19 protein-coding genes are annotated in these 24,596 nt (G+C 70.9%); 9 read left to right on the plus strand and 10 right to left on the minus strand.

Going from position 1 to position 24,596, the window contains the following annotated elements; all coding sequences use genetic code 11:
• Positions 1 to 25 precede the first annotated feature (25 nt).
• Complete coding sequence (locus OG896_RS23785; protein ID WP_329368472.1) at positions 26 to 2,263, plus strand: MMPL family transporter; 2,238 nt, start codon at positions 26 to 28, stop codon at positions 2,261 to 2,263.
• Between the two features lie 113 nt (positions 2,264 to 2,376).
• On the opposite strand, the gene OG896_RS23790 is transcribed toward OG896_RS23785, so the two are convergent.
• The 5 genes from OG896_RS23790 to OG896_RS23810 form a co-directional block, all read right to left on the minus strand.
• Positions 2,377 to 2,892, minus strand: coding sequence for a methylated-DNA--[protein]-cysteine S-methyltransferase (locus OG896_RS23790; RefSeq protein ID WP_329368474.1), 516 nt, complete (start codon positions 2,890 to 2,892; stop codon positions 2,377 to 2,379).
• A 5-nt stretch (positions 2,893 to 2,897) separates the two neighbouring features.
• Positions 2,898 to 4,433 carry a DNA-3-methyladenine glycosylase 2 family protein gene (locus OG896_RS23795; protein WP_329368476.1) on the minus strand — a complete coding sequence of 512 codons (1,536 nt, stop codon included), beginning with the start codon at positions 4,431 to 4,433 and terminating at the stop codon, positions 2,898 to 2,900.
• A gap of 172 nt (positions 4,434 to 4,605) precedes the next feature.
• Positions 4,606 to 4,923: a GNAT family N-acetyltransferase gene (locus OG896_RS23800; RefSeq protein WP_329368477.1), complete on the minus strand. Its 318-nt coding sequence runs from the start codon at positions 4,921 to 4,923 to the stop codon at positions 4,606 to 4,608.
• On the minus strand, positions 4,920 to 5,186 hold the full coding sequence (locus tag OG896_RS23805) for a DUF2630 family protein (protein WP_329368479.1): 267 nt from the start codon (positions 5,184 to 5,186) through the stop codon (positions 4,920 to 4,922). The genes OG896_RS23800 and OG896_RS23805 overlap by 4 nt, the downstream gene beginning before the upstream one ends.
• Before the next feature lie 71 nt (positions 5,187 to 5,257).
• Positions 5,258 to 6,115 (minus strand): MerR family transcriptional regulator, encoded by an 858-nt coding sequence (locus tag OG896_RS23810; RefSeq protein WP_329374230.1) that lies wholly within the window; start codon positions 6,113 to 6,115, stop codon positions 5,258 to 5,260.
• A 241-nt stretch (positions 6,116 to 6,356) separates the two neighbouring features.
• Between OG896_RS23810 and OG896_RS23815 the strand changes: the two genes are divergently transcribed.
• From OG896_RS23815 to OG896_RS23830, 4 genes are all read left to right on the plus strand, one after another.
• Positions 6,357 to 7,880, plus strand: coding sequence for a flavin-containing monooxygenase (locus OG896_RS23815; RefSeq protein ID WP_329368481.1), 1,524 nt, complete (start codon positions 6,357 to 6,359; stop codon positions 7,878 to 7,880).
• Positions 7,877 to 8,845, plus strand: coding sequence for an alpha/beta fold hydrolase (locus tag OG896_RS23820; protein ID WP_329368483.1), 969 nt, complete (start codon positions 7,877 to 7,879; stop codon positions 8,843 to 8,845). Before OG896_RS23815 ends, OG896_RS23820 begins: the two co-directional genes overlap by 4 nt.
• Positions 8,842 to 9,744 (plus strand): SDR family oxidoreductase, encoded by a 903-nt coding sequence (locus OG896_RS23825; protein WP_329368485.1) that lies wholly within the window; start codon positions 8,842 to 8,844, stop codon positions 9,742 to 9,744. Before OG896_RS23820 ends, OG896_RS23825 begins: the two co-directional genes overlap by 4 nt.
• Positions 9,745 to 9,851: 107 nt before the next feature.
• Complete coding sequence (locus OG896_RS23830) at positions 9,852 to 10,076, plus strand: hypothetical protein (RefSeq protein WP_328464905.1); 225 nt, start codon at positions 9,852 to 9,854, stop codon at positions 10,074 to 10,076.
• A gap of 427 nt (positions 10,077 to 10,503) precedes the next feature.
• Here the strand turns inward: OG896_RS23830 and OG896_RS23835 are convergent, their stop codons facing one another.
• From OG896_RS23835 to OG896_RS23845, 3 genes are all read right to left on the minus strand, one after another.
• A complete protein-coding gene (locus OG896_RS23835) occupies positions 10,504 to 11,745 on the minus strand; it encodes an IS4 family transposase (RefSeq protein ID WP_329362138.1) in 1,242 nt (413 codons plus the stop codon).
• Between the two features lie 45 nt (positions 11,746 to 11,790).
• Positions 11,791 to 15,468 (minus strand): S41 family peptidase, encoded by a 3,678-nt coding sequence (locus OG896_RS23840; protein ID WP_443057148.1) that lies wholly within the window; start codon positions 15,466 to 15,468, stop codon positions 11,791 to 11,793.
• A 207-nt stretch (positions 15,469 to 15,675) separates the two neighbouring features.
• Entirely contained in the window at positions 15,676 to 17,364 is a 1,689-nt protein-coding gene (locus tag OG896_RS23845) for an FAD-binding dehydrogenase (RefSeq protein ID WP_329368490.1), read from the minus strand.
• Between the two features lie 692 nt (positions 17,365 to 18,056).
• On the opposite strand from OG896_RS23845, the gene OG896_RS23850 reads away from it, so the two are divergent.
• The 3 genes from OG896_RS23850 (at position 18,057) to OG896_RS23860 (ending at position 22,154) form a co-directional block, all read left to right on the plus strand.
• On the plus strand, positions 18,057 to 19,832 hold the full coding sequence (locus tag OG896_RS23850) for a glycoside hydrolase family 6 protein (RefSeq protein ID WP_329368492.1): 1,776 nt from the start codon (positions 18,057 to 18,059) through the stop codon (positions 19,830 to 19,832).
• Between the two features lie 173 nt (positions 19,833 to 20,005).
• On the plus strand, positions 20,006 to 21,361 hold the full coding sequence (locus OG896_RS23855; protein ID WP_329368494.1) for a serine hydrolase domain-containing protein: 1,356 nt from the start codon (positions 20,006 to 20,008) through the stop codon (positions 21,359 to 21,361).
• Between the two features lie 4 nt (positions 21,362 to 21,365).
• A complete protein-coding gene (locus OG896_RS23860) occupies positions 21,366 to 22,154 on the plus strand; it encodes an SDR family NAD(P)-dependent oxidoreductase (RefSeq protein ID WP_329368497.1) in 789 nt (262 codons plus the stop codon).
• 157 nt (positions 22,155 to 22,311) lie between these two features.
• Here the strand turns inward: OG896_RS23860 and OG896_RS23865 are convergent, their stop codons facing one another.
• Complete coding sequence (locus tag OG896_RS23865) at positions 22,312 to 22,437, minus strand: hypothetical protein (RefSeq protein ID WP_329368499.1); 126 nt, start codon at positions 22,435 to 22,437, stop codon at positions 22,312 to 22,314.
• Positions 22,438 to 22,571: 134 nt separating this feature from the next.
• Between OG896_RS23865 and OG896_RS23870 the strand changes: the two genes are divergently transcribed.
• Complete coding sequence (locus OG896_RS23870; RefSeq protein ID WP_329368501.1) at positions 22,572 to 23,345, plus strand: hypothetical protein; 774 nt, start codon at positions 22,572 to 22,574, stop codon at positions 23,343 to 23,345.
• A 2-nt stretch (positions 23,346 to 23,347) separates the two neighbouring features.
• Here the strand turns inward: OG896_RS23870 and OG896_RS23875 are convergent, their stop codons facing one another.
• Positions 23,348 to 24,589, minus strand: a complete 1,242-nt coding sequence (locus OG896_RS23875; protein ID WP_329368503.1) for a tyrosine-type recombinase/integrase — start codon at positions 24,587 to 24,589, stop codon at positions 23,348 to 23,350.
• Positions 24,590 to 24,596 lie beyond the last annotated feature (7 nt).

The raw sequence follows: 24,596 nt of genomic DNA on the forward strand, positions 1-24,596 counted from the left end.
CCTCCTGACGGGAGCCCATGCCTCCATGGCCACATTCCTCTACAAGCTGGGCCGGTTCTCCTTCCGGCAGAGGCGCTACGTAGTCCTGTTGTGGGTGGCGCTGCTCGCCCTCGCGGGTGTCGGCGCCGCGACCGCGCGATCCGCGCCGGCCGACAACTTCACGGTCCCGGGCACCGAGGCGCAGCAGGCGTTCGACCTGCTCCACGAGCGCTTCCCCGGCACCAATGCCGACGGCGCGTCCGCGCGCATGGTCTTCCAGGCGCCCAACGGGCAGAAGATCACCGCTGGGCCGAACAAGGCGGCGGTCGAGAAGGTCGTCACCGATCTGAAGAACAGCCCGCAGAAGGCGACGGTCGCGGACCCGTTCACTGCGGACGCGGTCAGCAAGGACGGCACCACCGCGTACGCGTCCGTCAGCTATGTCGCCAAGTCGACAGAGATCACCGACGCGACCCACACCGCGATCGAGGACGCGGCGCAGCACGGTCGTGACGCAGGGTTGACTGTCGAGACGGGTGGCACCGCGCTCCAGGCGTCGCCGGAGACCGGCAACAGCGAGGTCATAGGCGTCGGCATAGCGGCGGTCGTGCTTTTGATCACGTTCAGTTCGCTGGTCGCTGCCGGCCTGCCACTCCTGACCGCGATCATGGGCGTCGGTGTCGGCATCGCGTCGATCACCGCCCTGGCGACGACACTCGGCCTGTCGAGCACGTCGTCGACGCTTGCGTCGATGATCGGACTGGCGGTCGGCATCGACTACGCGCTGTTCATCGTCTCGCGCCACCGCCATGAGCTCATGGAGGGCCGAGACGGCGAGGACGCGGCGGGGCGCGCGGTCGGTACGGCCGGGTCGGCCGTGGTGTTCGCCGGGCTCACCGTGCTGATCGCGCTGGCGGGCCTGGCGGTGGTCAACATCCCGATGCTCACCAAGATGGGCCTGGCGGCGGCCGCGACGGTCGCGCTTGCCGTGCTCATCGCGCTCACGCTCATCCCCGCGCTGCTCGGCTTCGCCGGCCCCAAGGTGCTCACCCGCAAGGTGCGCAAGGGTCGCGCCAAGCCGACGGACAAGCCGAACATGGGCACGCGCTGGGCGCGGCTGGTCGTGCGGCGCCGGGTGCCGTTCCTGGTCGCCGCGGTCGTGGCGCTGGGTCTTGCGGCCATCCCGATGAGCCGGATGGAACTCGGGCTGCCCGACGACGGTTCGCAGCCGGTCAGCACCACCCAGCGCAAGGCGTACGACATGCTGTCGGACGGTTTCGGGCCGGGCTTCAACGGGCCGTTGACGGTGGTCGTCGATGCTGCGCACAGCAAGCAGCCGAAGTCGGCCGCCCAGGACGTCAAGCGGACCATCGCCGGCTTCGCGGACGTCAAGACGGTGACCGGGCCCGCGTTCAACCCGAAGGGTGACACGGCGACCCTCACCGTGGTGCCCGCGTCGAAGCCGAGCAGCACGCAGACCGAGGACCTGGTGCACACCATTCGCGGCCATGCGGGTGACTTCACCGACTCCACGGGTGCCACGGTGCTCGTCACCGGTACCACCGCGATGAACATCGACGTCTCGCAGCGGCTGAACGACGCCCTGCTGCCGTATCTGGCGCTGGTCGTGGGGCTGGCGTTCCTGCTGCTGATGGTTGTGTTCCGGTCGGTGCTGGTGCCGTTGAAGGCGGCGCTCGGCTTCCTGCTGTCGGTGCTCGCGGCGCTCGGCGCGGTGGTGGCGGTCTTCCAGTGGGGTTGGCTGTCCGGTCTGATGGGCGTTCAGCAGACTGGTCCGATCATGAGCATGATGCCGATCTTCATGGTCGGTGTGGTCTTCGGACTGGCCATGGACTACGAGGTGTTCCTGGTCACCCGGATGCGTGAGGCGTACGTACACGGCGAGTCGCCGCGTCAGGCGGTCGTGACCGGTTTCACCCATGGTGCGCGGGTGGTGTCCGCGGCCGCAGTCATCATGATCAGTGTGTTCGCCGGGTTCATCGGATCGTCGGAATCGATGATCAAGATGATGGGCTTCGGACTTGCGATCGCGGTCGCGTTCGACGCGTTCGTCGTCAGGATGACGATCGTGCCGGCGGTGCTCGCGCTGCTGGGGAAGTCCGCGTGGTGGCTGCCGCGCTGGCTGGACCGCGCACTGCCCAACGTCGACGTCGAGGGCGAGCAGTTGCGCAAGAACCTCGCCGAGCGGCCGAGTCTCGTTGCGTCCTCGGACGAGGACGAGGACGAGGACGAGGACGAGGAGGACCTGGAGGGCGTGCGGGTCTGACAGCCGCCGCTGTCGTAGCGCAGCAGGTGCAGGGCCCCGGCCGGTCGTGGTGACCGGCCGGGGCCCTCGCGCCCAAGTGGCGAGACGGCGGCATGTCACCCGCGCGGGTGACGTCACGTCAGGGTCGGTTGGTGTGCACCGCGTTCGAGGTCGAGCAGCCACTGCTTGCGGGCGAGGCCGCCGCCGTATCCGGTGAGGCTGCCGTCGGCGCCGACGACACGGTGGCAGGGGACGATGATGCCGATCGGGTTCTTGCCGTTGGCCAGGCCGACCGCGCGGGAGGCGGTGGGGCGCCCCACCGCCGCGGCGAGTTCGCCGTAGGTGACGGTCTCGCCGTACGGGATGCCGCACAGTGCCGCCCACACGCGCTTCTGGAACGGCGTGCCGAACATGTACAGGGCGAGGTCGAAAGAGGTGAGTTCGCCGTCGAAGTAGGCGGCGAGCTGTTCCTGGGCGCGGTCGAAGGCGGGCAGGCCGGCGCGCGGGCCGAAGCTCGCCAGGGGCGGGAGGTGCCGCTGGTCGGTCATGTAGAGGCCGCTGAGTTCACCCTCCCGGGCGACCAGCGTGAGGGGGCCGCAAGGGCTGTCGACCACGGTGTGGACGGCCGACGCCGTCGTGGTCGTCGTCATGGTGCTCATGGTGCGGTGCCTTCCGGAACTGAAGTGGCGCGGTCGTCGGAGGGTTTGACGGCCGGGTGGTCGTCGTCGGGGAGCACGTTGATCGGATGATCGCCCGTCGCCCACAGGTACTGCGTCGCGTATGCGCGCCAGGGCTGCCAGGCGGCGGCGTGGCGGGTCAGCGCGGCCGGGGTGACGGGCAGGCCGAGGTCGCGGGCCGCGTACCTGACACCGAGGTCGGTGGGCAGGAACGCGTCCGGGTCGCCGAGCGCGCGCATGGCGACGGTCTCCACGGTCCACGGCCCGAAGCCTGGAAGGGCCGTGAGCCGGGCCCTGGCGCGCTGCCAGTCGCTGCCGACGTCCAGGTCGAGTTCGCCGTCCACCAGGGCGCGCAGCAGCGCTGCGAGGGTGTCCTTGCGGGTCTGCGGCATCGCCAGAGACGCGGGGGCGCGCTCGATGAGCGTCTCAGGTGAGGGGAACAGGTGGGTGAGGCCGCCGCCCGGGTCCGCGACGGGCTCCCCGTACGCCGCCACCAGGCGTCCTGCGTGGGTGCGCGCCGCGGACGTCGAGATCTGCTGGCCGAGCACCGCGCGCACTGCGAACTCCGGCCCGTCGGCGACCCGCGGCACCCTGCGTCCCGGTGCTTTGGCCACCAGGGGCGCCAGCACCGGGTCGCAGGACAGGAGCGCGTCCACGGCGAGCGGGTCGGCGTCAAGGTCCAGCAGGCGCCGGCAGCGGCTGATCGCCTGCCCCAGGTCACGCCAGTCGGTCAGCGACAGCCGGCAGCCGATGTGGTCGGGGCCCGGTCGCAGCGACACCGTGCCGGGGCCGTTGGGCAGCCGCAGCGTGCGCCGGTACGCGCCGCCGCGCCACTCCTCGACACCTGGGACGGCGGTGGCCGCGAGGTGGCCGAAGAGGTTGTCCGGGTTGAGGGGGCGGCGGAATGGCAGCCGCAGCGCTATCGAGCCCACGGCGGCGGCCGGGCGGCCCTTGGCGACCCTGGCGCGCAACTCGCCCGGGGTCAGGGCGAACACCTCCCGCACGGTGTCGTTGAAGGTGCGGATGCTGGCGAAACCGGCCGCGAACGCCACCTCGCTCATCGGCATGGTCGTCGTCTCGATGAGCAGCCGCGCGGTCTGCGCGCGCTGGGCCCTGGCCAGTGCCAGGGGCCCTGCGCCCAGTTCGGCGAGCAGTTGGCGCTCGACTTGCCGCGCGCTGTAGCCGAGCCGGGATGCCAGGCCCGGTACGCCCTCCCGGTCGACCACGCCGTCCCCGATCAGCCGCATGGCCCGGGCCACGAGGTCGGCGCGCTCGTTCCACTGCGGCGAGCCGGGGCTGGCGTCGGGGCGGCAGCGCTTGCAGGCGCGGAACCCGGCCTGCTGGGCGGCTGCCGCGCTCGGGTAGAAGGTCATGTTCTCGACCTTCGGCGGCACGACCGGGCAGCTCGGCCGGCAGTAGATACGCGTGGTCAGCACCGCGGTGAAGAACCACCCGTCGAAACGGGAATCCTTCGACTGCACGGCCCGCACGCAGGCGTCGAAGTCCGTATGCACCTGTCCAGTGTCGCGCCTCGTCACAGCGTCGGTCTGGCGAGAATCCGACATGGACCTCGGTGCGGGCGGCACGCGCACGGCACGGACGCTACGACGGGCCGACTTGCCTGCATGGGTGCCAGCCAGGTGCCGGCCTGGCATCCATGGACGCGTGGCCCGACATCCAGGGTGCCTAGTCCGTCACCTTGCTGTCAGGTGCGTAGCGCAGGTCCTCGTAATCGGGGTGCTTGCTGATCCACTCGTCGATGAAGGGGCAGATCGCCAGAACACCGAGCCCGCGGGCACGGGCGTCGTCGAGGGCGGCGCGGGCCAGCGCCGAGCCGATTCCGCGGCCTTCGTAGCCCTCCTGCACCTCGGTGTGGACGAACGCGATCAGCACGTCGCCGCGCAGGTAGGCGGCGAAGCCGGCCAGGTCGCCGTCCGTGCGGGCTTCGTAGCGCTGCGCGGCGGGGGCGTCGACGACGGTGAGGTCGTCGGGGGCGGGGCTCACGAACGGTAGCCCTCAACGGTCGAGGAGGGCCGTACGCGCGCGCCTCCCGGGTCCTCGCCGGCCTCGGACAGGGCGCGGCGCTGGCGCAGCAGGTCCCAGCACTGGTCGAGTTCGCGCTCCAGGGCGGCGAGGCGTTCGCGCTGGTCGCCGCCCTCGTCGTCGCCTCCCGCGAGCAGGTCCCGCAGGGCCTTCTCGTCGGAGACCATCGCACTGATGCGACCCAGGATGGCCTGTTCGGCGTTGGCGTCTTGAGGCTGTTGCACGGGGCACCTCCCGATCGATGGGCCGTTTCCACTGTCTCAGGTCGTACGGTACGACGCGCGCGGGGCGAGGGTCAGGGTTCTGGCGTGAGGGGAGGCGGGCACGGCCGCTGCGGTCGTTCATCGCCGGCGGGGCCGGGAGCCGCGTCGGCGTCGCGGTCGTGCGCGGTGCCGGGGGCGTCGCCATGGGTGCCGGGGGGAGGCTCTGTGTGGCTTCGCATCCAGGTGTCGATCTCGGCGCGCACCTTGCGGTCCATGGCGAGTGACATCTCCGCGTCGACGATGTTCTTGGCCAGCGGGCGCAGCCGGTGCAGGGACTCGGCGATGCGGTGGGCGTCGCCGGGTGTCAGCCCGGTCAGGTCGCCCATGACGTGGGATTTGATGACCTGGGTGAACAGGTCGGCCATCGCGTCGACGTGGTTGCGTACCTCCCGGCCCGCGGCCAGGACCGCGGACAGCGGCACGCCTTCGCGCACGAGCGCGGCGGAGGCGTCCAGCAGGCGGCGGCTGACGTGCACGACCTGCTCACCGTCGACCGCGATGTAGCCGATCTCCAGGGAGTCGGTGAGGTTCTCGGGGCTTATGTCCTCGCCGAAGTAATCGGCGAGCTCCTGGGGGCTGAGCCTTACCGGGGTCTCCTCGGACCAGGGGATGGCGAGTGCGCCTTCCAGCCCGAGCAGTTCGGCGACACCGTCCAGGGTGCGGCCCTGCTCCCAGGCCGCGATCAACTCGGCGATGCCGCCCAGGGTGTGGCCGCGCTCCAGGAGGGCGGAGATGGTGCGCAGACGCGCGAGGTGGTCCTCGGAGTACCACGCGATCCGTCCTTCGCGGCGCGGGGGCGGGAGCAGGCGCCTTTCGCGGTAGAACCGCAGTGTCCTGACGGGGATGCCGGCTGCTTCGGCCAGTTCCTCGACGCGGTACTCGCGCGGCACGGTCGCGTTGTCGTCCACGTCGCCAGCCTAGGGGGTGCAGAAATCCTTCTCCGCGGCCGACCGGGGTGCTCCTCTGGGGGAGCGCTCGTCGCGCGTGTTCCGGGGGCGGCGCCGGGCGCTTGCGGGCGCGGCGGGCGGCCGAAATCCGGACCTACCCCTACCGGAGGTAACGCCCGGTGCCTTACAGTCCGACTATGCCAGTGATTGCTGGCGCGATTGAGAGAAGCGGGAAGGCGGTGCCATGGACGACGACATCGAACACGTGCGGGTGGCGGTGATCGGGTCCGGCTTCGGCGGTCTAGGGGCCGCGGTGAGGCTGCGGCGGGAAGGGATCACCGACTTCGTGATCCTCGAGCGCGCGGACGCGGTCGGCGGCACCTGGCGCGACAACAGCTACCCGGGCTGCGCCTGCGACGTGCCCTCCCACCTCTACTCGTTCTCGTTCGCACCCAACCCCGACTGGCCGCGCGCCTTCTCCGGCCAGGAGCACATCCGCGCGTACCTCGAACGGGTCGCCGACACCTTCGGGTTGCGGCCGCACCTGCGCTTCGGCGCCGAGGTGCTCCAGGCGCGCTGGAACGCCGAGGCGCGGCACTGGCATCTGACGACGGCCGCCGGCGAACTGACCGCCGATGTGGTGGTCTCCGCGACCGGGCCGCTGTCCGACCCGAAGATCCCGGACGTGCCGGGGATCGAGGACTTTCCTGGGCGGGTGTTCCACTCCTCGCGCTGGGAGCACGACTTCGACCTCAAGGGCAAGCGCGTCGCCATGGTCGGCACCGGGGCGTCGGCAATCCAGATCGTGCCGTCGATCCAGCCGGAGGTCGGGAAGCTGACCGTCATCCAGCGCACCCCGCCGTGGGTGATGCCACGGGTGGACCGGCCGATAGGCGCGGCGGAGCGGTGGTTGCACGGCACGGTGCCCGGCACCGCGAAGTTGCGGCGCGGCGCGCTGTGGCTGATCCGGGAGTTCCAGGTCGGCGCGTTCGTCAAGCAGCCGAAACTGATGAAGGCGGCCGAGCGGATCGCACGCGGCCACTTGAGGCGGTCCGTCAAGGACCCTGGGCTCCGGGCTCGCCTCACACCGGACTACACCATCGGATGCAAGCGCATTCTGTTGTCCAACACCTACTATCCGGCGCTCTCACAACCCAACACCGAGGTCGTCACCTCGGCGCTCAGCGAGGTGCGCGGCTCATCGGTGGTGATGGCCGACGGTACCGAGCGCGAGGTCGACGCGATCATCTTCGGCACCGGGTTCCATGTCACCGACATGCCGATCGGCGATCGGGTCATCGGATCGGACGGCCGCAGTCTCAGCGAGCACTGGAAGAGCGGCATGGCCGCGCTGCGCGGCTGTGCCGTCGACGGCTTCCCGAATCTTCTGTTCATCATCGGACCGAACACCGGTCTCGGGAACAGCTCGATGATCCTGATGATCGAATCATCACTCAACTATGTCGCCGACTACCTGCGCACCCTGGAGCGTTCCGGTGCCGCGGCCCTGGACGCCAAGCCGGCGGCGGTCGCCGCGTGGAACGAGGAGATGCAGCGCCGCGCTTCGCGCACCGTGTGGAACACCGGCGGCTGCAAGAGCTGGTACCTGGACGCCAACGGCCGCAACACCACGGCGTGGCCCGGCACCACTGCCGAGTTCCGGCGCGCCACCAGGCAGTTGAAGCTCTCCGAATACAACCTGCTGGCCCCCGCGGGCCAGTCGTCCGTCGAGTCCGTGACCGGGCCGGCCGCGAAGGTGGCGTCATGACCGCGACATACGAGGCTGTACAGCCGCGCAGGGCGCTGACCGCGGTCTCCGCGGACGGCACGCGCCTGAACGTGGAGGAGTACGGCCGCACCGACGCTCCGACAGTCGTACTGGTGCACGGGTGGACGTGTTCGACGCTGTTCTGGGCGCCGATGGTGCGGGCCCTGTCATCGGATTTCCGGTTGATCGCCTACGACCAGCGCGGCCATGGTCTCAGTGCGGCGCCCGCCACCCGCAAGGGTTACAGCACGGCCATAATGGCCGATGATCTGCAGGCAGTACTGGAGGCCGTGCTGCCCGAGGGCGAACGTGCCCTGCTCGTCGGCCACTCCATGGGCGGTATGACGATCATGGCAGCCGCCGAACGGCAGTTCGTGCGCGACCGTACCGCCGCCGTGCTGCTGGTGAGTACCGGAGCCAGCCGGCTGATCGGGTCGACGCAGGTGCTGCCGCCGCGACTGAGCGCCCGGTGGCTGCGGCGGGTGCTGCACCGCCAGATCCTCGTCTCGAGCCTGCCGCTGGGCCCGGTCACGCCGATGGCCAAGGCGGTGTTGAAATACGGGGTGATGGGCCCGGATTCGACACCCGAACAGGTGGATTTCTGCGCTCGGATCGTGCACGCCTGCCGGGCGCGGCCGCGTTCCGCGTGGGGCAAGGTGCAGGCCGTCTTGGACCTGGACGCCGAAGTGGCCGCGCTCACCGCGCCCACCGCGGTCGTCGTCGGAACGGTCGACAAATTGACTCCCAAGGTGCACTCGCACCGCATCGCCGCTGCGCTGCCGCACTGCGTCGGACTGACCGAACTGCCCGGCCGCGGTCACATGACGCCGGTCGAGGACACGCCCGCCGTGGAGGCGCTGATACGCACCCTGGCGGCTGATCATCTGGCGCGGGGTGACGCGGGATCGGAACGTACGACAAGCGGTGGGGCCGAGGCGGCCGGCGAACAGGAGAAGAGCGCATGAGCGGATCATCGTTGGACGGCCGGGTCGTGGTGGTCACCGGTGCGGCTCGCGGTGTCGGTGAGCTGCTCGCCCGCAAACTCGCCGCGCGCGGCGCCCGGCTGGCCCTGGTCGGCCTCGAACCCGATGAACTGAAGAACGTCGCCGCGTCACTGGGCGGCGAGGCGGCCAGTTGGACCGCCGACGTCACCGACCGGGCGGCGATGGCCGAGGTGGCCGCCGACGTGCGCGCGCGCTTCGGGCGGATCGACGTCGCCGTCGCCAACGCCGGTGTCGCCACCGGCGGGCCGTTCCTCGAATCGGACCCGGACGCCTTCGATCGGGTGATCCAGGTCAACCTGCTGGGCAGCGTCTCGACCGCAAGGGCGTTCCTGCCGGCGCTCGTTGACTCGCACGGCTATTTTCTGCAGATCGCATCGCTGGCCGCGATCACCCCCGCGCCCCTGATGGCCGCGTACTGCGCGAGCAAGTCGGGTGTCGAGGCGTTCGCGCACAGCCTGCGCGCCGAGATGGCCCCCAAGGGCGTCAAGGTAGGTGTCGGCTACCTCAGCTGGACCGACACCGACATGGTGCGCGGCGCCGACGAGGACGACGCCCTGCGGGCCATGCGCGCGCGACTGCCGTGGCCGACCAACCGGACGTACCCGCTGGAACCGGCGGTCGAGCGGATCGTCGCCGGGATCGTACGACGATCACCTCATGTGTACGCGCAGTGGTGGCTACGCGGCATGCAGCCGGTGCGCGGCTACCTGCCCTCGGTCATCGGCGGCGCGCTGGGGCAGCGGGAGATGCGCCGGGCCGCGCCGGCACTGGCCCGGGCGGCCGGGGTCCGGCGCGGCCTGGTGGGCAGGGGAGGCGCTGCGGACGAGTCGGCGCGGACCTCCGCAAATCACGCTCCGTAGCTGTAATCGCTCGCTGACCTGGGGTTATTGTCCCAGGATGCGGGGGGTGTCCGGCCATGTAAGTCTTGTCGAGGCCCCATCCCCACAAAACTCCAGGAGGAGTAGCCATGGGCGCTTTCGATCAGTTCAAGGACAAGGCCGAGGACTATGCCGAGCAGGCCAAGGGCGCGCAGGGCGACAAGCGGAACAAGTCCGCTGCCGCCCAGAACCCCGAGCAGGCCCAGCGCGGCATGCAGCAGGAGGGGCAGGAGCGTCGTTCCGACCTCGAGGACCAGGCGTCGCGTCGCATGGGCCGCGAGTCCGAGGACGACAACCAGGACGACTGGGCCTGACGTCCGCTTGAGCTGACCTCGGCGTCGCGCATCGCGCGGACACCGAGAACGCCGTGACACGGAAGGGGCGCCCCTGCGGGCGCCCCTTCTGCGTGCCCTGCGGCGGACGTTGAGCCCGGACGCCGGCTCCCGCGCCCATGGTGGCGGACCGCCACCAAGGATGCGAAGCCGTGCAACCCGGACCTGGCGGCGCCGCGTCGGTGCTCCTTGGTGCCGCCCGGCGCTCCTAGGCCCAATACCGGTGATTTAGGTTATTTTCCGGCGGGTTGGGTTGGCTTTGGTCGGGCCGACCAGTTGGACGGTGGGGGTGTTGGGGCGGGGCGGGTGGTTGTGCTCGGCTCGTTTCAGTGCCCAGTTCGACATCTTGCGTTTGATGACGCGGGGGTTGGAGCGTGGCCGCCGTGCGGGTAGGGGCCGTTCGGTGATTTCACGCAGACTCTGTCTGAGTGTGTGGGTCAGGCGGGAGGGGGGAAAGTGCCGCCTGCCCGGTGACGTGGCGGCGGACGATGCGCAGGGTGCGGGTGAAGGAGATCCGGTCGGGGTCGTGTCCGGCGTGTATGGCGGCTTGATGCATGAGGTCCCGTAGGGCGTGGTGGACCAGCAGGAACGCGAAGATCTCCTGTTCGACCCCGCGGGGGTGCTGGGAGCGCAATACGATCCCGGGGCTGCCCTGATGGTTCTTGATCTCATCGAGTGTGTTCTCGATCTCCCAGCGCTGGGCGTAGAGGGCGGCGAGTTCGCCCGCCGGGGCGTCGGCGGGGTCGAGGATGGTGGTGATCAGCCGGTAGACGTCCCCGTCAGCCCCGCCCGGACCGAGCGTGTACTCGATCACTCGAACCTGTTCGGGGTCGGCTCGGCGGTGTTTGTCTCGGGTGGCGACGATCTGCGAGAGATAAGAGCCGTCCTCCAACGCGGCCAGGACCGGCAGCACGATGACGCTCCGCACCCGCCACAGCAGGTCAGCGCCTCCGGCCTTGGCCGCCCGCCACAGGTCCAAGCCGCAAAAACCCCGGTCGGCCAGTACGAGCATGTCCCCGGTCAAAGCAGGGAAGATCCGCCGGGCCAGGGCGGTCTCATGCACCGACAACGGGCCGGCCTCGGCCGCGAACACGGCATGGGTGCCGCACTCGGCCAAGGCCGCTACTCTCACCTGTGGATACGCGCTCCTGCCCTGCCCGCGGCTGCTGCCCGGACGCCCGAAGAACTCCGCGTTCGCGGCCGTGTCCGGCACGTCGAAGACGGTGCCGTCCACCGCGACCAGCCGCCACCGGCCATACCAGGCACCCGGGGTCCGCGGGACCGCCACCGGTCGGCAGACCCGGTCGAACAAGACCCGCAACGGCTCCGGCCCCAGCCGCAGACGCGCACGGCCGATCGCCCCGGTGGTCGGCACCCGCCAGGCCTTCACCCAACGGCCCTCACGCTCCAGCCCCTGCACCAACAACCGGGCCACCTCCTCGTAGCCCTGCCCGAAGAACAGGCACATCGCCAGGACGAAATACATCACCACCCGAGCCGGCAACAGCCGGTTCCGCTGCTCGACCCGACCACACTCGGCGACGACCTCGTCGATCAACTCGGGCGGGAAAGCCCGCGTGAGCACCCCCAACGCGATCCGATCCGAGAACCGCTCAACCCCCGACGACTTCACCTGTCCAGGCCTTGGCACACACCGACCAACGACCAGACACCACCAAAGTCACCAGTATTGGGCCTAGGCGCGCGGAGGAAGCGGCGGGCGGGCGCGGTTGGGGCGGGAGGACAGGTCGGGCGGTACCGCAGCGGGGTGTTCGCCGAGCAGGGACAGCGCCTCGCGTACGGCGACGGCGAGTTGGCCGTGCCTGCCCTCGGCCCAGTCCAGCGGCGTGCGCAGGCACTCGATGTCGGGCGCGACACCATGGTTCTCGATGGACCAGCCGTAGGCATCGAACCAGGCGGCGTTCATCGGGACGGTGATGACCGTGTTGTCACCCAGGCGGTGGCGGCCGGTCATACCGACCACGCCGCCCCAGGTGCGCAGGCCGACCACCGGGCCGAGCCGCAGCAGTTTGAAGGCCGCGGTGATCATGTCGCCGTCGGACGACGTGGCCTCGTCGGCGACCGCGACCACCGGGCCGCGCGGGGCGTTGCCGGCGTAGGAGACGGGCTGCGCGTTGCGCGTGACGTCCCAACCGAGCACCGTACGGGTGAGCTTCTCGATGACCAGCTCGCTGATGTTGCCGCCGGCGTTGCCGCGCACATCCACCAGCAGGGCGTCGTAGGCGACTTCCTTGCGCAGGTCGCGGTTGAACTGCGCCCAGCCCGAGCCGCCCATGTCGGGGATGTGCAGATAACCGCAGCGGCCGCCGCTCAGGTGCCGGACGACGCTGCGCCGCTTGGCCACCCAGTGCTGGTAGCGCAGCGGCCGTTCGTCGACCAGGGGCACCACGGCGATCCGGCGGGGCGCGCCGCGGCCGCCGGGCGGGGTGAAGGTCAGTTCCACGGTGGTGCCGCCCGCGCCCGACAGCAGCGGGTACGGGCCCGCTTGCGGGTCGACGCGGCGGCCGTCGATGTGGGTGAGGATCGCGCCCTCGCGGATGCCGGTGCCGGCCAGCGGCGAGCGCGCCTTGGAGTCGGACGACTCGCCGGGCAGGATGCGGGCGACGGTCCAGGTGCCGTCCTTGTTGTGCTGGAAGTCGGCGCCCAGCAGGCCGATGGGGCGCTGGTAGTGCGGCGGGCCCTCGTTGCGGCGGGCGGGCTGAACGTAGGCGTGCGAGGTGCCGAGTTCGCCGAGCACCTCGCGCAGCAGGTCGGCGAACTCGTCGGGGGTGGCGACGTGTTCGACCAGGGGCCGGTACTGGTCGAGGATCGCCGGCCAGTCCACGCCGCACATGTCGGGCGCCCAGAAGTAGTCGCGGATGAGGCGGCCGGCCTCCGCGTACGACTGGCGCCACTCGGCGGTCGGTTCCACCTCGTGCAGGATGCGGCGCATGTCGACGTAGACGGTGGAGTCGTCGTCGCCGCGCTCGGTGGCGGGCAGGACGGCGAGTTCGCCCTCGTCGAAGACGGCCAGCCGCAGGCCGTCGCCGCTGACGGCGTACCAGTCCATGTGGCGGACGAGTTCGGTGCGCTTGGACTTGCCGAGGTTGAAGTGCTCCAGGGTGGGGCGGGCCGACGGGTCGGTCGGGTTGACGAACGTCTCGCCGAGCGCACCGGAGATCGGCCACCGCAGCCACACCAGACCGCCCTGTACGGGCTCCAGAGCGCTGTACTTGGATGCGGCCACCGGGAAGGGCGTCACCCTGCTGGGAAGCCCCTCAGCCTCCACCACGACCGGTCCGTCGCCGCCGCCCTCGCCCGGGTCCAGACCGGTGCCGACCGGGCTGCCGTCGACCCGCAGCGCGAACGGTGACGGCGTGGCGGAGTTGAGTGGCACCAGGTACGGGCGGCAGCCCAGCGGGAAGGACAGGTCGCCGGTGTGGACGTCGTACACCGGGTCGAAGCCGCGCCATGACAAGAAGGCCAGGTAGCGGCCGTCCCGGGTGAAGACGGGCTGCTCGTCCTCGAAACGGCCGTTGGTGACGTCGATGATCGTATGGTCGGCGAGCCGGGCGATCTTGATGGAGCGAAGCGAGCGTCCGACGCCAGGGTGCGACCAGGTCAGCCACGCCGAGTCGGGGGAGAAGGCGAGGTTGCGGACCGGGCCGTTGGTGGAGCGGACAAGCTCGTCGACCGCGCCGGTCACCACGGGTGGGCGGGGCGGGCCGTACTCGTCGTCGGTGTCGCCTTCGCCGGTGGCGACGAGCAGCAGCCGACCGTCGTGGGAGGCGACGGCGAGGACGGCGCCGTCGGGTGAGGAGACCATCTCGGTGACGCGGCCCAGACGCCCGACGGCCAGCCGCGCGTGGGGGGTGTCGGGCGCGTCGCCGAACGGGCTCGGGTGGGTGGCGCCACCGGTACCGCGCTGTCGCCCGCCGCCCCTGCCGCCGCCTTCGCCGTCCGCCTCCTCCTGACCGTCGTCCGGGCCGTCGTCGCTGCTGCCAGGGGCGTACGACTGGGAGCTCGCGTCACCCGCGCGGGTGACCTCGCCCGGCGTCACATCCGCGCCCGCCGACCCACTCGTACGGGTGAGGTCGCTGGTCCAGCGGACCGGCCCGCCGATGGTGCGCCCGCCGACCGGGACGACATCGACATCGGCATCCGCGTCGGCGCCGGCGCCGGCCCGCGGGGCGAAGGCGAGTTCGGCGGTGAAGTCGCCGGGAACGTCACCCGCGCCCTCGGGGCCGCGGGTCAGCGCCCGGGAGGCGCGCCCCGGCAGGTGGGCGAGTTCGATGCCGTCCTCGCCCTCGCCGTCGGTGACATAGGCGACCAGACCGGTGTCGCCGAGCATCTCCGGCAGGCGCACCCGGGCACCGGGGACGTCGCTGATGGTGCGGGCCGGGCCGTCGCGGTGGGTGAGCCAGTACAGGCTGCCGCGTACGCAGACGGCGCTGGCGCGGCCGGTGCGGTCCATGGCCAGGCCGTCGAGATTCGCGGCGGCCGGCACCTGGTAGGGGCGGCGCCCGCTGCGCGGTCCGCCGAGGCGGACGTCAAGGCGTCGGGGCTCGGCATCGGCGGCCAGGTCGTCGACGAGCCACAGGGAGCCCGCGCACTGGTAGACGACACGGTTGCCGTCGGTGGCGGCGGAGCGCGCGTAGAAGTCGGCGTGGTCGGTGTGGCGGCGCAGGTCGCTGCCGTCGGGACGGCAGGAGTACAGGTTGCCGATGCCCTCGTGGTCGGAGAGGAACGCGATGCGGCCGGCGACGAACATCGGGGAGGCCAGATGGCCGTCGAGATCGGGCACGAGCCGCTCGCCGTGCAGCCACAGGCGGCCGGTGGCGCCGCCGCGGTAGCGCTTCCAGGCGTGCGGTTCGTGCGGCGGGGTGCCGGTGAGCAGCAGGGTGCGGCGCTCCCCGTCGTCGCAGTCGTGCACGGCGATGTCGGAGACCGGCCCCCAGGGCAGCGGACCGCCGGGCTCGTGCTCGGTCGGCACGCTGTGTGCCCAAGTGTGGTAGGCGAACGGCTGCCCGTGCGACGACACCGCCAGGATGTCGCCGTCCGGCGTCCAGGAGCACACCCGGGTGTCGGAACTGCCCCAGAACGTCAGCCGCCGCGGGGCGCCTCCGTCCACGGGGACGACGTACACCTCGGGGTCAAGGCTCCGCCAGGTGGTGAAGGCGATGGAGGTGCCGTCGGGCGAGAGGCGGGGGACGCCCACTCTCGTGCGGTCGGCGGTCACCCGCCAGGCGCGGCCGGGCGGCGCACCCGGTGGCCCGAGCGGGGCCACCCAGATGTCGTCCTCCGCGGCGAAGCAGAGCAAGTCGCCGTGCAGGTGCGGGAACCGGAGGTACGCGCCGTCGCTCACCTCACCCATGGTTCGGGGCGCCCGCGGGACGGGCAACTTTTCACGCCGTCGCACGCCCCCGGGCTGCCTCCGTACGCCCCGCGCCGGGCATGCGGACGCGGGGGCGTACGGAGGCAGCCCGGGGCCCGCACCTGGAGCGGCACGCACGCCTGCGTCCCGCGCGCTGTGCATGCCTACGCGTGCCGACGACGTGCCTACGACGTGCCTACGACGTGCCTACGACGTGGCGCGGGCCGCCGCGCGTCCGGCTGTACGGCCCGAGAACAGGCAGCCGCCGAGGAACGTGCCCTCCAACGAGCGGTAGCCGTGCATGCCGCCGCCGCCGAAACCGGCCGCCTCGCCGGCCGCGTACAGGCCCGCCAGGGGCGCGCCGCGGCCGCCGGCGCCCTCGTCGCCGCCGGGAGCGGTTCCGGCCAGCACACGGCCGTCCAGGTCCGTTTCCAGGCCGCCCAGCGACTTGCGGGTGAGGATGTTGAGCCGGACCGCGATCAGCGGGCCGGCCTTCGGGTCGAGCAGGCGGTGCGGGGAGGCGGTGCGCACCAGCTTGTCGCCGATGTAGTTGCGGGCGCCGCGGATCGCGGTCACCTGGAGGTCCTTGGTGTAGGTGTTGGCGATCTCCCGGTCGCGGGCCTCGATCTCGCCGCGCAGCGCGGCCTCGTCGATGAGCCCGTCGCCGGTGACCGCGTTCATGCCGCGCACCAGGGCGCCGAGGTCGCGCTCGACCACGAAGTCGACGCCGTGCTGCTTGAACGCCTCGACCGGCCCCGGGGCGCCGGGCAGCACCCGCTTGAGCACCTCGCGCACGCTCTTGCCGGTCAGGTCCGGGTTCTGCTCGGAGCCCGACAGCGCGAACTCCTTCTCGATGATCTTCTGGGTGAGGACGAACCACGTGTACTCGTGCCCGGTGCCCATGATGTGCTCCAGGGTGCCGAGCGTGTCGAAGCCGGGGAAGTACGGCACCGGCAGCCGCTTGCCGGTCGCGTCGAGCCACAGGGACGACGGGCCGGGCAGGATGCGGATGCCGTGCCGGGCCCAGATCGGATTCCAGTTCTCGATGCCCTCGGTGTAGTGCCACATGCGGTCGCCGTTGATCAGACGGCCGCCCGCCGCCTCGGTGACGCCCAGCATCAGGCCGTCGACGTGCGCGGGGACTCCGGACAGCAGCTTGGCCGGCGGGGTGCCCAGGCGCTCGGGCCAGGCGGCGCGCACCAGGTCGTGGTTGCCGCCGATGCCTCCGGATGTGACCACCACGGCCTGCGCGCGCAGTTCGAAGGCACCCGTCACCTCACGGGAACTGGCCACGCCGCGCGGTACGCCACTGGGCGCCAGCACCTCGCCCGCCACACCGTCCACGGCGCCGCCGGTCTTGGTCAGGGCCGTCACCCGGTGCCGGAAGCGCAACTCGACGCGGCCGCCGGCGACCGCGTCGCGTACCCGCTGCTCGAAGGGTGCGACGACGCCCGGGCCGGTGCCCCAGGTGATGTGGAAGCGCGGCACCGAGTTGCCGGGGCCGGTCGCGAGGAAGCCGCCGCGTTCGGCCCAGCCGACCACCGGGAAGACCCGCAGGCCGCGTTCGTGCAGCCAGGCGCGCTTCTCACCGGCGGCGAAGTGCACGTACGCCTCGGCCCAGCGCCGCGGCCAGTGGTCCTCGGGGCGGTCGAAGCCGGCGGTGCCGAGCCAGTCCTGCCAGGCCAGGTCCGCGCTGTCCTTGATCCGCATCCGGCGCTGCTCGGGAGAGTCGACGAAGAACAGCCCGCCGAACGACCAGAACGCCTGGCCGCCCAGCGACGTCTCCGGCTCCTGGTCGACGAGGATCACCTTGCGGCCCGCCTCGGCCAGTTCCACCGTGGCGACCAGCCCGGCCAACCCCGCGCCCACCACCACGACGTCCGCGTCCAGCGCCATCGACCCGCTCCCTCGGTCACCCTTACTCGCCGGTAGAAACCTTAGGGCAGCACGTTACGCGAGCACGCTCCCGCGGTCAGGGGTTGTGGCGAACCCGGCTTCGAGGCTCCTCGGGCGGGCGGCCCGGACGTATTCGCGACCGGCCGGCGCGCACCCCGGATCGGCGACAGAGAGTGACGGGCGGCGGGAGTCGCGGGGCAGGGGAGCGGTGGGCGGGATGCGTACGACGCGTGCGCCTCAGCGGCATGCGACGCATGGGTGTGATGCCGAGATGAGGGCACGCGCCGAGCACATGATGTGCCCGCGAACCCACTCGTTCAGGTGACCTGACGGCCTGTCCGCCGGCGCCCGCGACCTCACCCGTACGGCCGCGGGAGCCTGATCGGCCCGCTGCCTGACAGCTCGTCAATCAGCGGTTCTGTAAATCTATTGACGGTACGTCAACGATCTCGCCTGCGGCCCATGCGGCGGCATCCGGCTCGCGCCCTGCGGCGGCGCGCCGTGACCTGGGTGGCGACCGGTGCCTGTGTCCTCGTCGTGTTTCAAGCATTGACAGGAGCGGGGCGGCTCCCCACTATGGGAGCGCTCCCACGTTAAGAGCGTGTAACTCCACACCGCACCAACGGCACCACCTCCCATGACCTTTCGACGGAGCTTCGAAGGTCCATCCCCCCAATGGAGGTCGTTCGCACATGGCAGTTCCGATAATCCGACGCAGAACAGCCGCACTGGCCGCAGGGGCGCTCGTCGTCGCCTCCGGCGCGGTCGCGGCCGCGTTGAGCAGTACCACCGCCCAGGCGGCGTCCAGCGCCTGCACGGTCGACTACACCGTGTCGTCCCAGTGGGACAGCGGCTTCACCGCGTCCGTGACGGTCACCAACAACGGCGCGGCGACCACCAGCTGGAAGGTCGGCTGGTCGTTCGCCGGAAACCAGAAGGTGACGCAGGGCTGGAGCGCCGACATCAGCCAGTCCGGCTCGGACGTCACCGCGTCCAGCCTCTCCTACAACGGCACGCTGGCGTCCGGCGGAAGCGTCGACTTCGGCTTCAACGGCTCCTACAGCGGGGCCAACGCGGTTCCGACGGCGTTCACCCTCAACGGCGTCGCGTGCGGTGCCGCGGGCGGCGACGGCGGCACCACGGGCGGCGGGACCACCACCCCGCCGACGACTCCCCCCACCACACCCCCGACCACCCCGCCGAGCGGCGGCGACGGCCAGCGGGTGGACAACCCGTACGTGGGGGCGAAGGGATACGTCAACCCGGAGTGGTCGTCCGAGGCGTCCGCTGACGGCGGCGCCGCGATCGCGAACGAGTCGACCGCGGTCTGGCTGGACCGGATCGCCGCGATCAACGGCGTCGACGGCGCGATGGGCCTCAAGGACCACCTCGACGAGGCCGTCGCCCAGGCCAACGGCCAGCCGCTGACCGTGGAGTTCGTCATCTACGACCTGCCCGGCCGCGACTGCGCCGCGCTCGCCTCCAACGGCGAGCTGGGCCCGGACGACCTGTCGACGTACGAGACGCAGTACATCGACCCGATCGCGTCGATCATGTCGGACCCGGCGTACGCGAACCTGCGGATCGTCAACATCATCGAGCCGGACTCGCTGCCGAACATCGTCACCAACGCCAGCGGCGAGGCGGGTTCCACCGCCGCCTGCGCGACGATGAAGCAGAACGGCAACTACGAGAAGGGCGTCGGCTACGCGCTCGCCAAGCTCGGCGCGCTGTCCAACACCTACAACTACATCGACGCCGGTCACCACGCGTGGCTCGGCTGGGACAGCAACTTCGTCCCCGCCGCGCAGGAGTTCCTGAAGGCCGCCACCACCAGTGGCGCCACCGTCCACGACGTACAGGGCTTCATCACCAACACGGCCAACTACAGCGCCACCGTGGAGCCCAACTTCAAGGTGACCGACAACGTCAACGGCACCACGGTGCGGCAGTCCAAGTGGGTCGACTGGAACAACTACGTCGACGAGCAGTCCTACGCCACCGCGCTGCGCACCGAACTGGTCAGCGTCGGCTTCGACAGCACCATCGGCATGCTGATCGACACCGGCCGCAACGGCTGGGGCGGCACCTCCCGGCCCACCGCCCCCGGCGCCACCACCAGCGTGGACACCTACGTCGACGGCGGACGGATCGACCGGCGCATCCACGCCGGCAACTGGTGCAACCAGTCCGGTGCCGGCATCGGCGAGCGCCCGACCGCGGCCCCGGCCGCGGGGCTGGACGCCTACGTGTGGATCAAGCCTCCGGGCGAGTCGGACGGTTCGAGCAAGGCCATCGCCAACGACGAGGGCAAGGGCTTCGACCAGATGTGCGACCCGACCTACGGCGGCAACGCGCGCAACGGCAACAACCCGACCGGCGCGCTGCCGGACTCGCCGCTCGCGGGCCACTGGTTCTCGGCGCAGTTCCACCAGCTCCTGCAGAACGCGTACCCGCCGCTGTCGTAGCACCTGGCAGGTAGGCAGCGGAACCCCCCACCGGGCCCGTGACGGGGCCGCTCCCGGGTCACCACGACCGGGACGGTCCCGCTACGGGCCCGCCGCGTGCCCCCGCCCGCCGGTTCGTACGATCGGGGAGTACGGGGACGGGTGGGGGCGGGTGTTTCGGGAGGCGGCAGAAGATGAGCGGCGAGGGCGGCGGCATCCGCGGCGCAGGCGGCGGCGACCCTGCCGCGGAAGGCGCAGGCGGTTCGGCCGGTCAGGGCGGTCCGGGCGGTGTCGTGGTGCACGGGACGGTCGCGGACGGCTGGGAGCCGGTGCGGGACGCCTTCGCGGACAACTTCGCGCGGCGCGGGGACGTCGGGGCGGCCGTGGCGCTCCACTACGAGGGCCGGCCGGTGGTGGACCTGTGGGCCGGGCGTACCGGCTTCGACGGCGGCGGGCCGTGGGAACGGCGGACCGCGCAGGTCGTCAGGTCGGCGGGCAAGGGTGTGGCGGCGGTGTGCCTGCTGCTGCTCCACCAGCGCGGGCAACTGGACCTCGACGCGCCCGTGGCCACGTACTGGGCCGAGTTCAAGGCGGCGGGCAAGGACCGGGTGACGGTGCGGGACGTGCTGGCGCACCGGGCCGGGGTGCCCGCGCTGGACACACCGCTCACCCCGCGGGAGGCGGTCGACGGGGTGTCGGGGCCGCGGGCGGTGGCCGCGCAGGCGCCGCTGTTCGTGCCGGGACGCGAGCACGGGTACCACGCGCAGACCTTCAGCTGGCTGGTCGGGGAACTGGTGCTGCGGGTCTCCGGTCGGACTGTCGGACAGTACGTCGCCGAGGAGGTCGCCGGGCCGCTCGGCCTCGACCTGTGGCTGGGGCTGCCCGCGGACCAGGAGCACCGGGTCGGCCGGATCGGGCCTGTCGCCACGCCTGAACCGCCCGCGTCCGGCGGGCTGCGGGCCCGTCCCAAGCGCACCGTGCAGGACGCCTACGCCGACCCCGCGTCGCTGACCACCCGGGCTTTCGCCGCGATCACCCCGCTGCCGGACGAGAACGACCCCGGCTACCGGGCCGGCCAGCTGGCGGGTTCCGGCACGATCGCGACCGCGCGGTCGCTGGCGCGCTGCTACGCGGCGCTGGTCGGCGACGTCGAGCAGGGCGAGCAGGGCGAGCAGGGCGAGCAGGGCGGGCAGGGCGAGCAGGCCCGTGACGTCGAGCAGGGCCGGCCCGTCGCGGCGAGCCAGGGCGGGGGCCGGCGGCTGTTCGCGCCCGGCACGCTGGCGGCCGCGCGCACCGTGGAGGCGGACGGGCCCGACCGGGTGCTGGTGGTCAACACCCGTTTCGGGCTGGGCTTCATGCTGCACGGTCCGGCCTCGCCGCTGCTGGCCGCGGGTTCGTTCGGGCATCCGGGGCGCGGCGGGTCGCTGGGGTTCGCCGATCCCGAGGCCGGGATCGGCTTCGCGTACGTCACCAACGGGATGCAGCGCAACGTGACCGCGGATGCGCGTGCACAAGCTCTGGTCAGGGCTGTTCGGCAGTGCCTACGCTGACCGGATGACTGAACGCTTCGACGGCTACGGCGTGGTGGTGACGGGGGCGGCCCGTGGGATCGGTGAGGCGACGGCGCGCAGGTTCGCCGCCGAGGGCGCGGGGGTGCTGATCGCCGATCTGGACGGGGTGGCGGCTTCGCGTACGGCCGCCGCGATCCGGGCGGACGGCGGACGGGCGGAGGCGGTGCGCTGCGATGTGGCGGAACGGGCGTCGGTGGACGCGGCGATCACCCGCGCGGTGGACGTGTTCGGCACGCTGGACGTGCTGGTCAACAACGCCTACTCCTGCGGCGAGCACCATGAGGACTTCACCCTGGAGAGTGACGAGGAGTGGCAGCGCGACCTGGATGTCACCCTCAGCGGTGCGATGAGATGTTCGCGCGCCGCTCTTCCCCACCTGATGAACGCACCGCGCCGACGTGGCGCGATCGTCAACATCGGTTCGGTCAACGGGTTGTCGTACTTCGGCAACCACTCCTACAGCGCGGCCAAGGCGGGCCTGGTCTCGCTCACCCGCACCCTCGCGGTGCACGCGGCGCCGGACGGGGTCCGGGTCAACCTCGTGGCGCCCGGCACGATCCGCACCCCGGCGTGGGCCGGCCGCGAGGAGATCCTCACGAAGGCCGCCGGGTCGTATCCGCTGGGGCGGATCGGTGAGCCCACCGACATCGCGGCGGCCGTCGCGTTCCTGGCGTCGCGGGACGCCGCCTGGATCACCGGGGTCACCTTGCCGGTGGACGGCGGGATTCTGAACAGCAATTCGGGTTTCACGGACGCGTTGGCGGCTGAGTGAGGCGAGGCAGGCCGCGCACCTCCTGAAGACCTCAGGTCCTCAGGTCCCCAGGTCCCCAGGTCCCCAGGTCCTCAGGTCCCCAGGTCCTCATGTCCTGAAGTCCTCAGGTCCTGCTGAGGTCTTCAGGACCTGAGGACATCCGCGTACCGGGCTCCGGTCAGATCCACGAGTCCAGCCACATCCGGGCCTGCCAGGAGTGGTAGGGGATCGTCATGCCCGTGTAGATCGGGAAGAAGTAGATGAAGTTGCGGCAGGCTGGAACCAGGGGCTCTGACCAGCTCATTTGGGCCGGTCGTGGCCGCCGCCGGGCTGTGGGGCCGTCTGTGGGCCGTGCTCCTCCACAGGCCGGGCAGGCGCCATGACGTTGGGAGTCCTGGTGTGCCGAATCCCGCCGCAGCCCTCCGCTACGATTTGGCGATGTCCTGCGTCTTCTGTGGCGGTTCTCCCGTCACCAGGGAACACGTCTTCCCCCAGTGGTTGAACCAGTATCTTCCGCCGGGGCGACAGCAGATCGAGCAATCCCGCTATGGGGTGGGTGCCTACGATGTGACCAGAGAGAGCGTGGGCCTCGACTTCACGGTCAAGAAGGTGTGCGCCCCGTGTAACAACGGCTGGATGTCAAAGCTCGAAAAATCGTCCAAGGTCGTCTTCGAACCACTGATAATCCGACAGGACCTCACTTTCATCTCTCTCCGGCAGCAACGTCAGATCGCGCTATGGGCCACAAAGACAGCGATGATGGCTGATCAGGTCCAGCAGGAGACCCTTCTGCCGTCCCATCAGCTCCGGAGAATGCGCACTCACCGAGCGATCCCTGGTGGAACGCGCGTTTGGCTCGGTTCCTGCCCCGAACGCAACCCCACTGTCACCTGTCACACCGTAAGGATGGACCTTACGGTTGAGTCCACTCCCGACACTCCCCAGCCGGTCGGCTTCTACTGCCCCATGAAGATCGGCCACCTATGCATCTACGTCTACTTCCCGGCCGTCGACGTCGTCATCCAGCACGCCCCCGAATTCCATCTCTCCGTCGCCCGAATATGGCCGCGCCGCTCCAGTGACCTGCCTTTCCCTCCGCCTGGCCAGCCACGTAACGGCGAAGAGTTCGAAGCATTCGCCGATGCGCTGCGCGAGAGCCTCTACCTCTACACACCCGAGCAGGCGGCCGAGCACGGGCTCAAGGAGTCCTGAAATCATGAAGTGGGTGAGCCAGCCGCCAGGTAGACGCTCTCGACCGCTTTCCTGGTCCGGCCCTCGCTGCTCGGGAGCAGGTGCGTGTACACGCGCAGGGTGAAGCCGGGGTCGCTGTGGCCAAGGTAGGTGCTCAGTGCCTTGATGGTCTCGCCGGCGTCGAGGAGGACCGAGGCGTAGAAGTGGCGTAGGGCATGCATGCCGTGTTCGCGGGCGGCCGGGTAGCGCTGGCCGCGGGGAGGCTGCTTGATCAGGCCGGCGACGGCGAGGGCGGGCTTCCACATGAAGTCGTCGAAGTAGCTCGCCCGCACGGTGTCGTTGGTGTTGCCCGTGAAGTACAGCTCTTTCGTCACGGCTGGCCCGGTGGGCAACTTCCACGGCAACGTGATGCGGGCCGGGGGGAATTGCTTCGCGTGAGAGCGCAGAGACGCTGCGACGGAACCGGGGAGCGGCACGTCACGCAACTTTCCGCGCTTCGGCGGAGCGAAGACCAGGGCGCCGCGGACGCGCTTCACCTGGTGCCGTAGGGCCACCCACTCGTTGTCGAAGTCCACTTCATCGACGGACAGGCCGAATATCTCGCCCTGCCGCAGTCCGCACCCACCGCCCACGTCCACCATCGCCCGGAATCGCGCGGGCAGGGCGCCACGCACGGCGAACACCTGCTCGGCGAGCCAGGGAGTGACCCTCGTTGGGCTGGACTGCGGAGCCCTGACCGACTTGGCTTCGCAGGGATTGCGGGCGATCAGCAGGTCATCGACGGCCGCGCCGAACACCGCCGACACGGTGCCGAAGATGAGGCGCCGGTACGACTCGGTCGGCGCAGAACCCTTCAGCTCTTCCAGGAAGTCACGGACATGCGCGGGTTGGAAGGCCGTCATCGGCCGGGACCCGATCAGCGGGTACACGTGCAGTCGAAGGTGCCGTTCGATGGCGTCACGTCCGGTGATGTCGTTCGCGGCGGTCGTCGCCCAGCGTTCGGCGTACTGCTGGAAGGTGGTGCGGGCGGTCTTCGGGTCGACGTACTGCCCGCCTTCCATGTCCGTTTGAATCTTCGCCAACCACGCCTCAGCAAGGCGCTTTTGCCGGTCGGGGAAGCTCTTGGACTTCTCGGTCCCGTCGGGGCCGACGTAGCGGGCCCGGTAACGGAGCCCCTTGCCGTAGCGGTCGGTCTTGACGCGGATGGTCTTGCCGTTGGCGTCTTCTTCGGTCTTGTACCAGCGGTCTTGGATGTGGCCTGCCATGTGCTGC

The sequence above is a fragment of the Streptomyces sp. NBC_00669 genome (genome assembly GCF_036226785.1).
Taxonomy (GTDB): Bacteria; Actinomycetota; Actinomycetes; order Streptomycetales; family Streptomycetaceae; genus Actinacidiphila.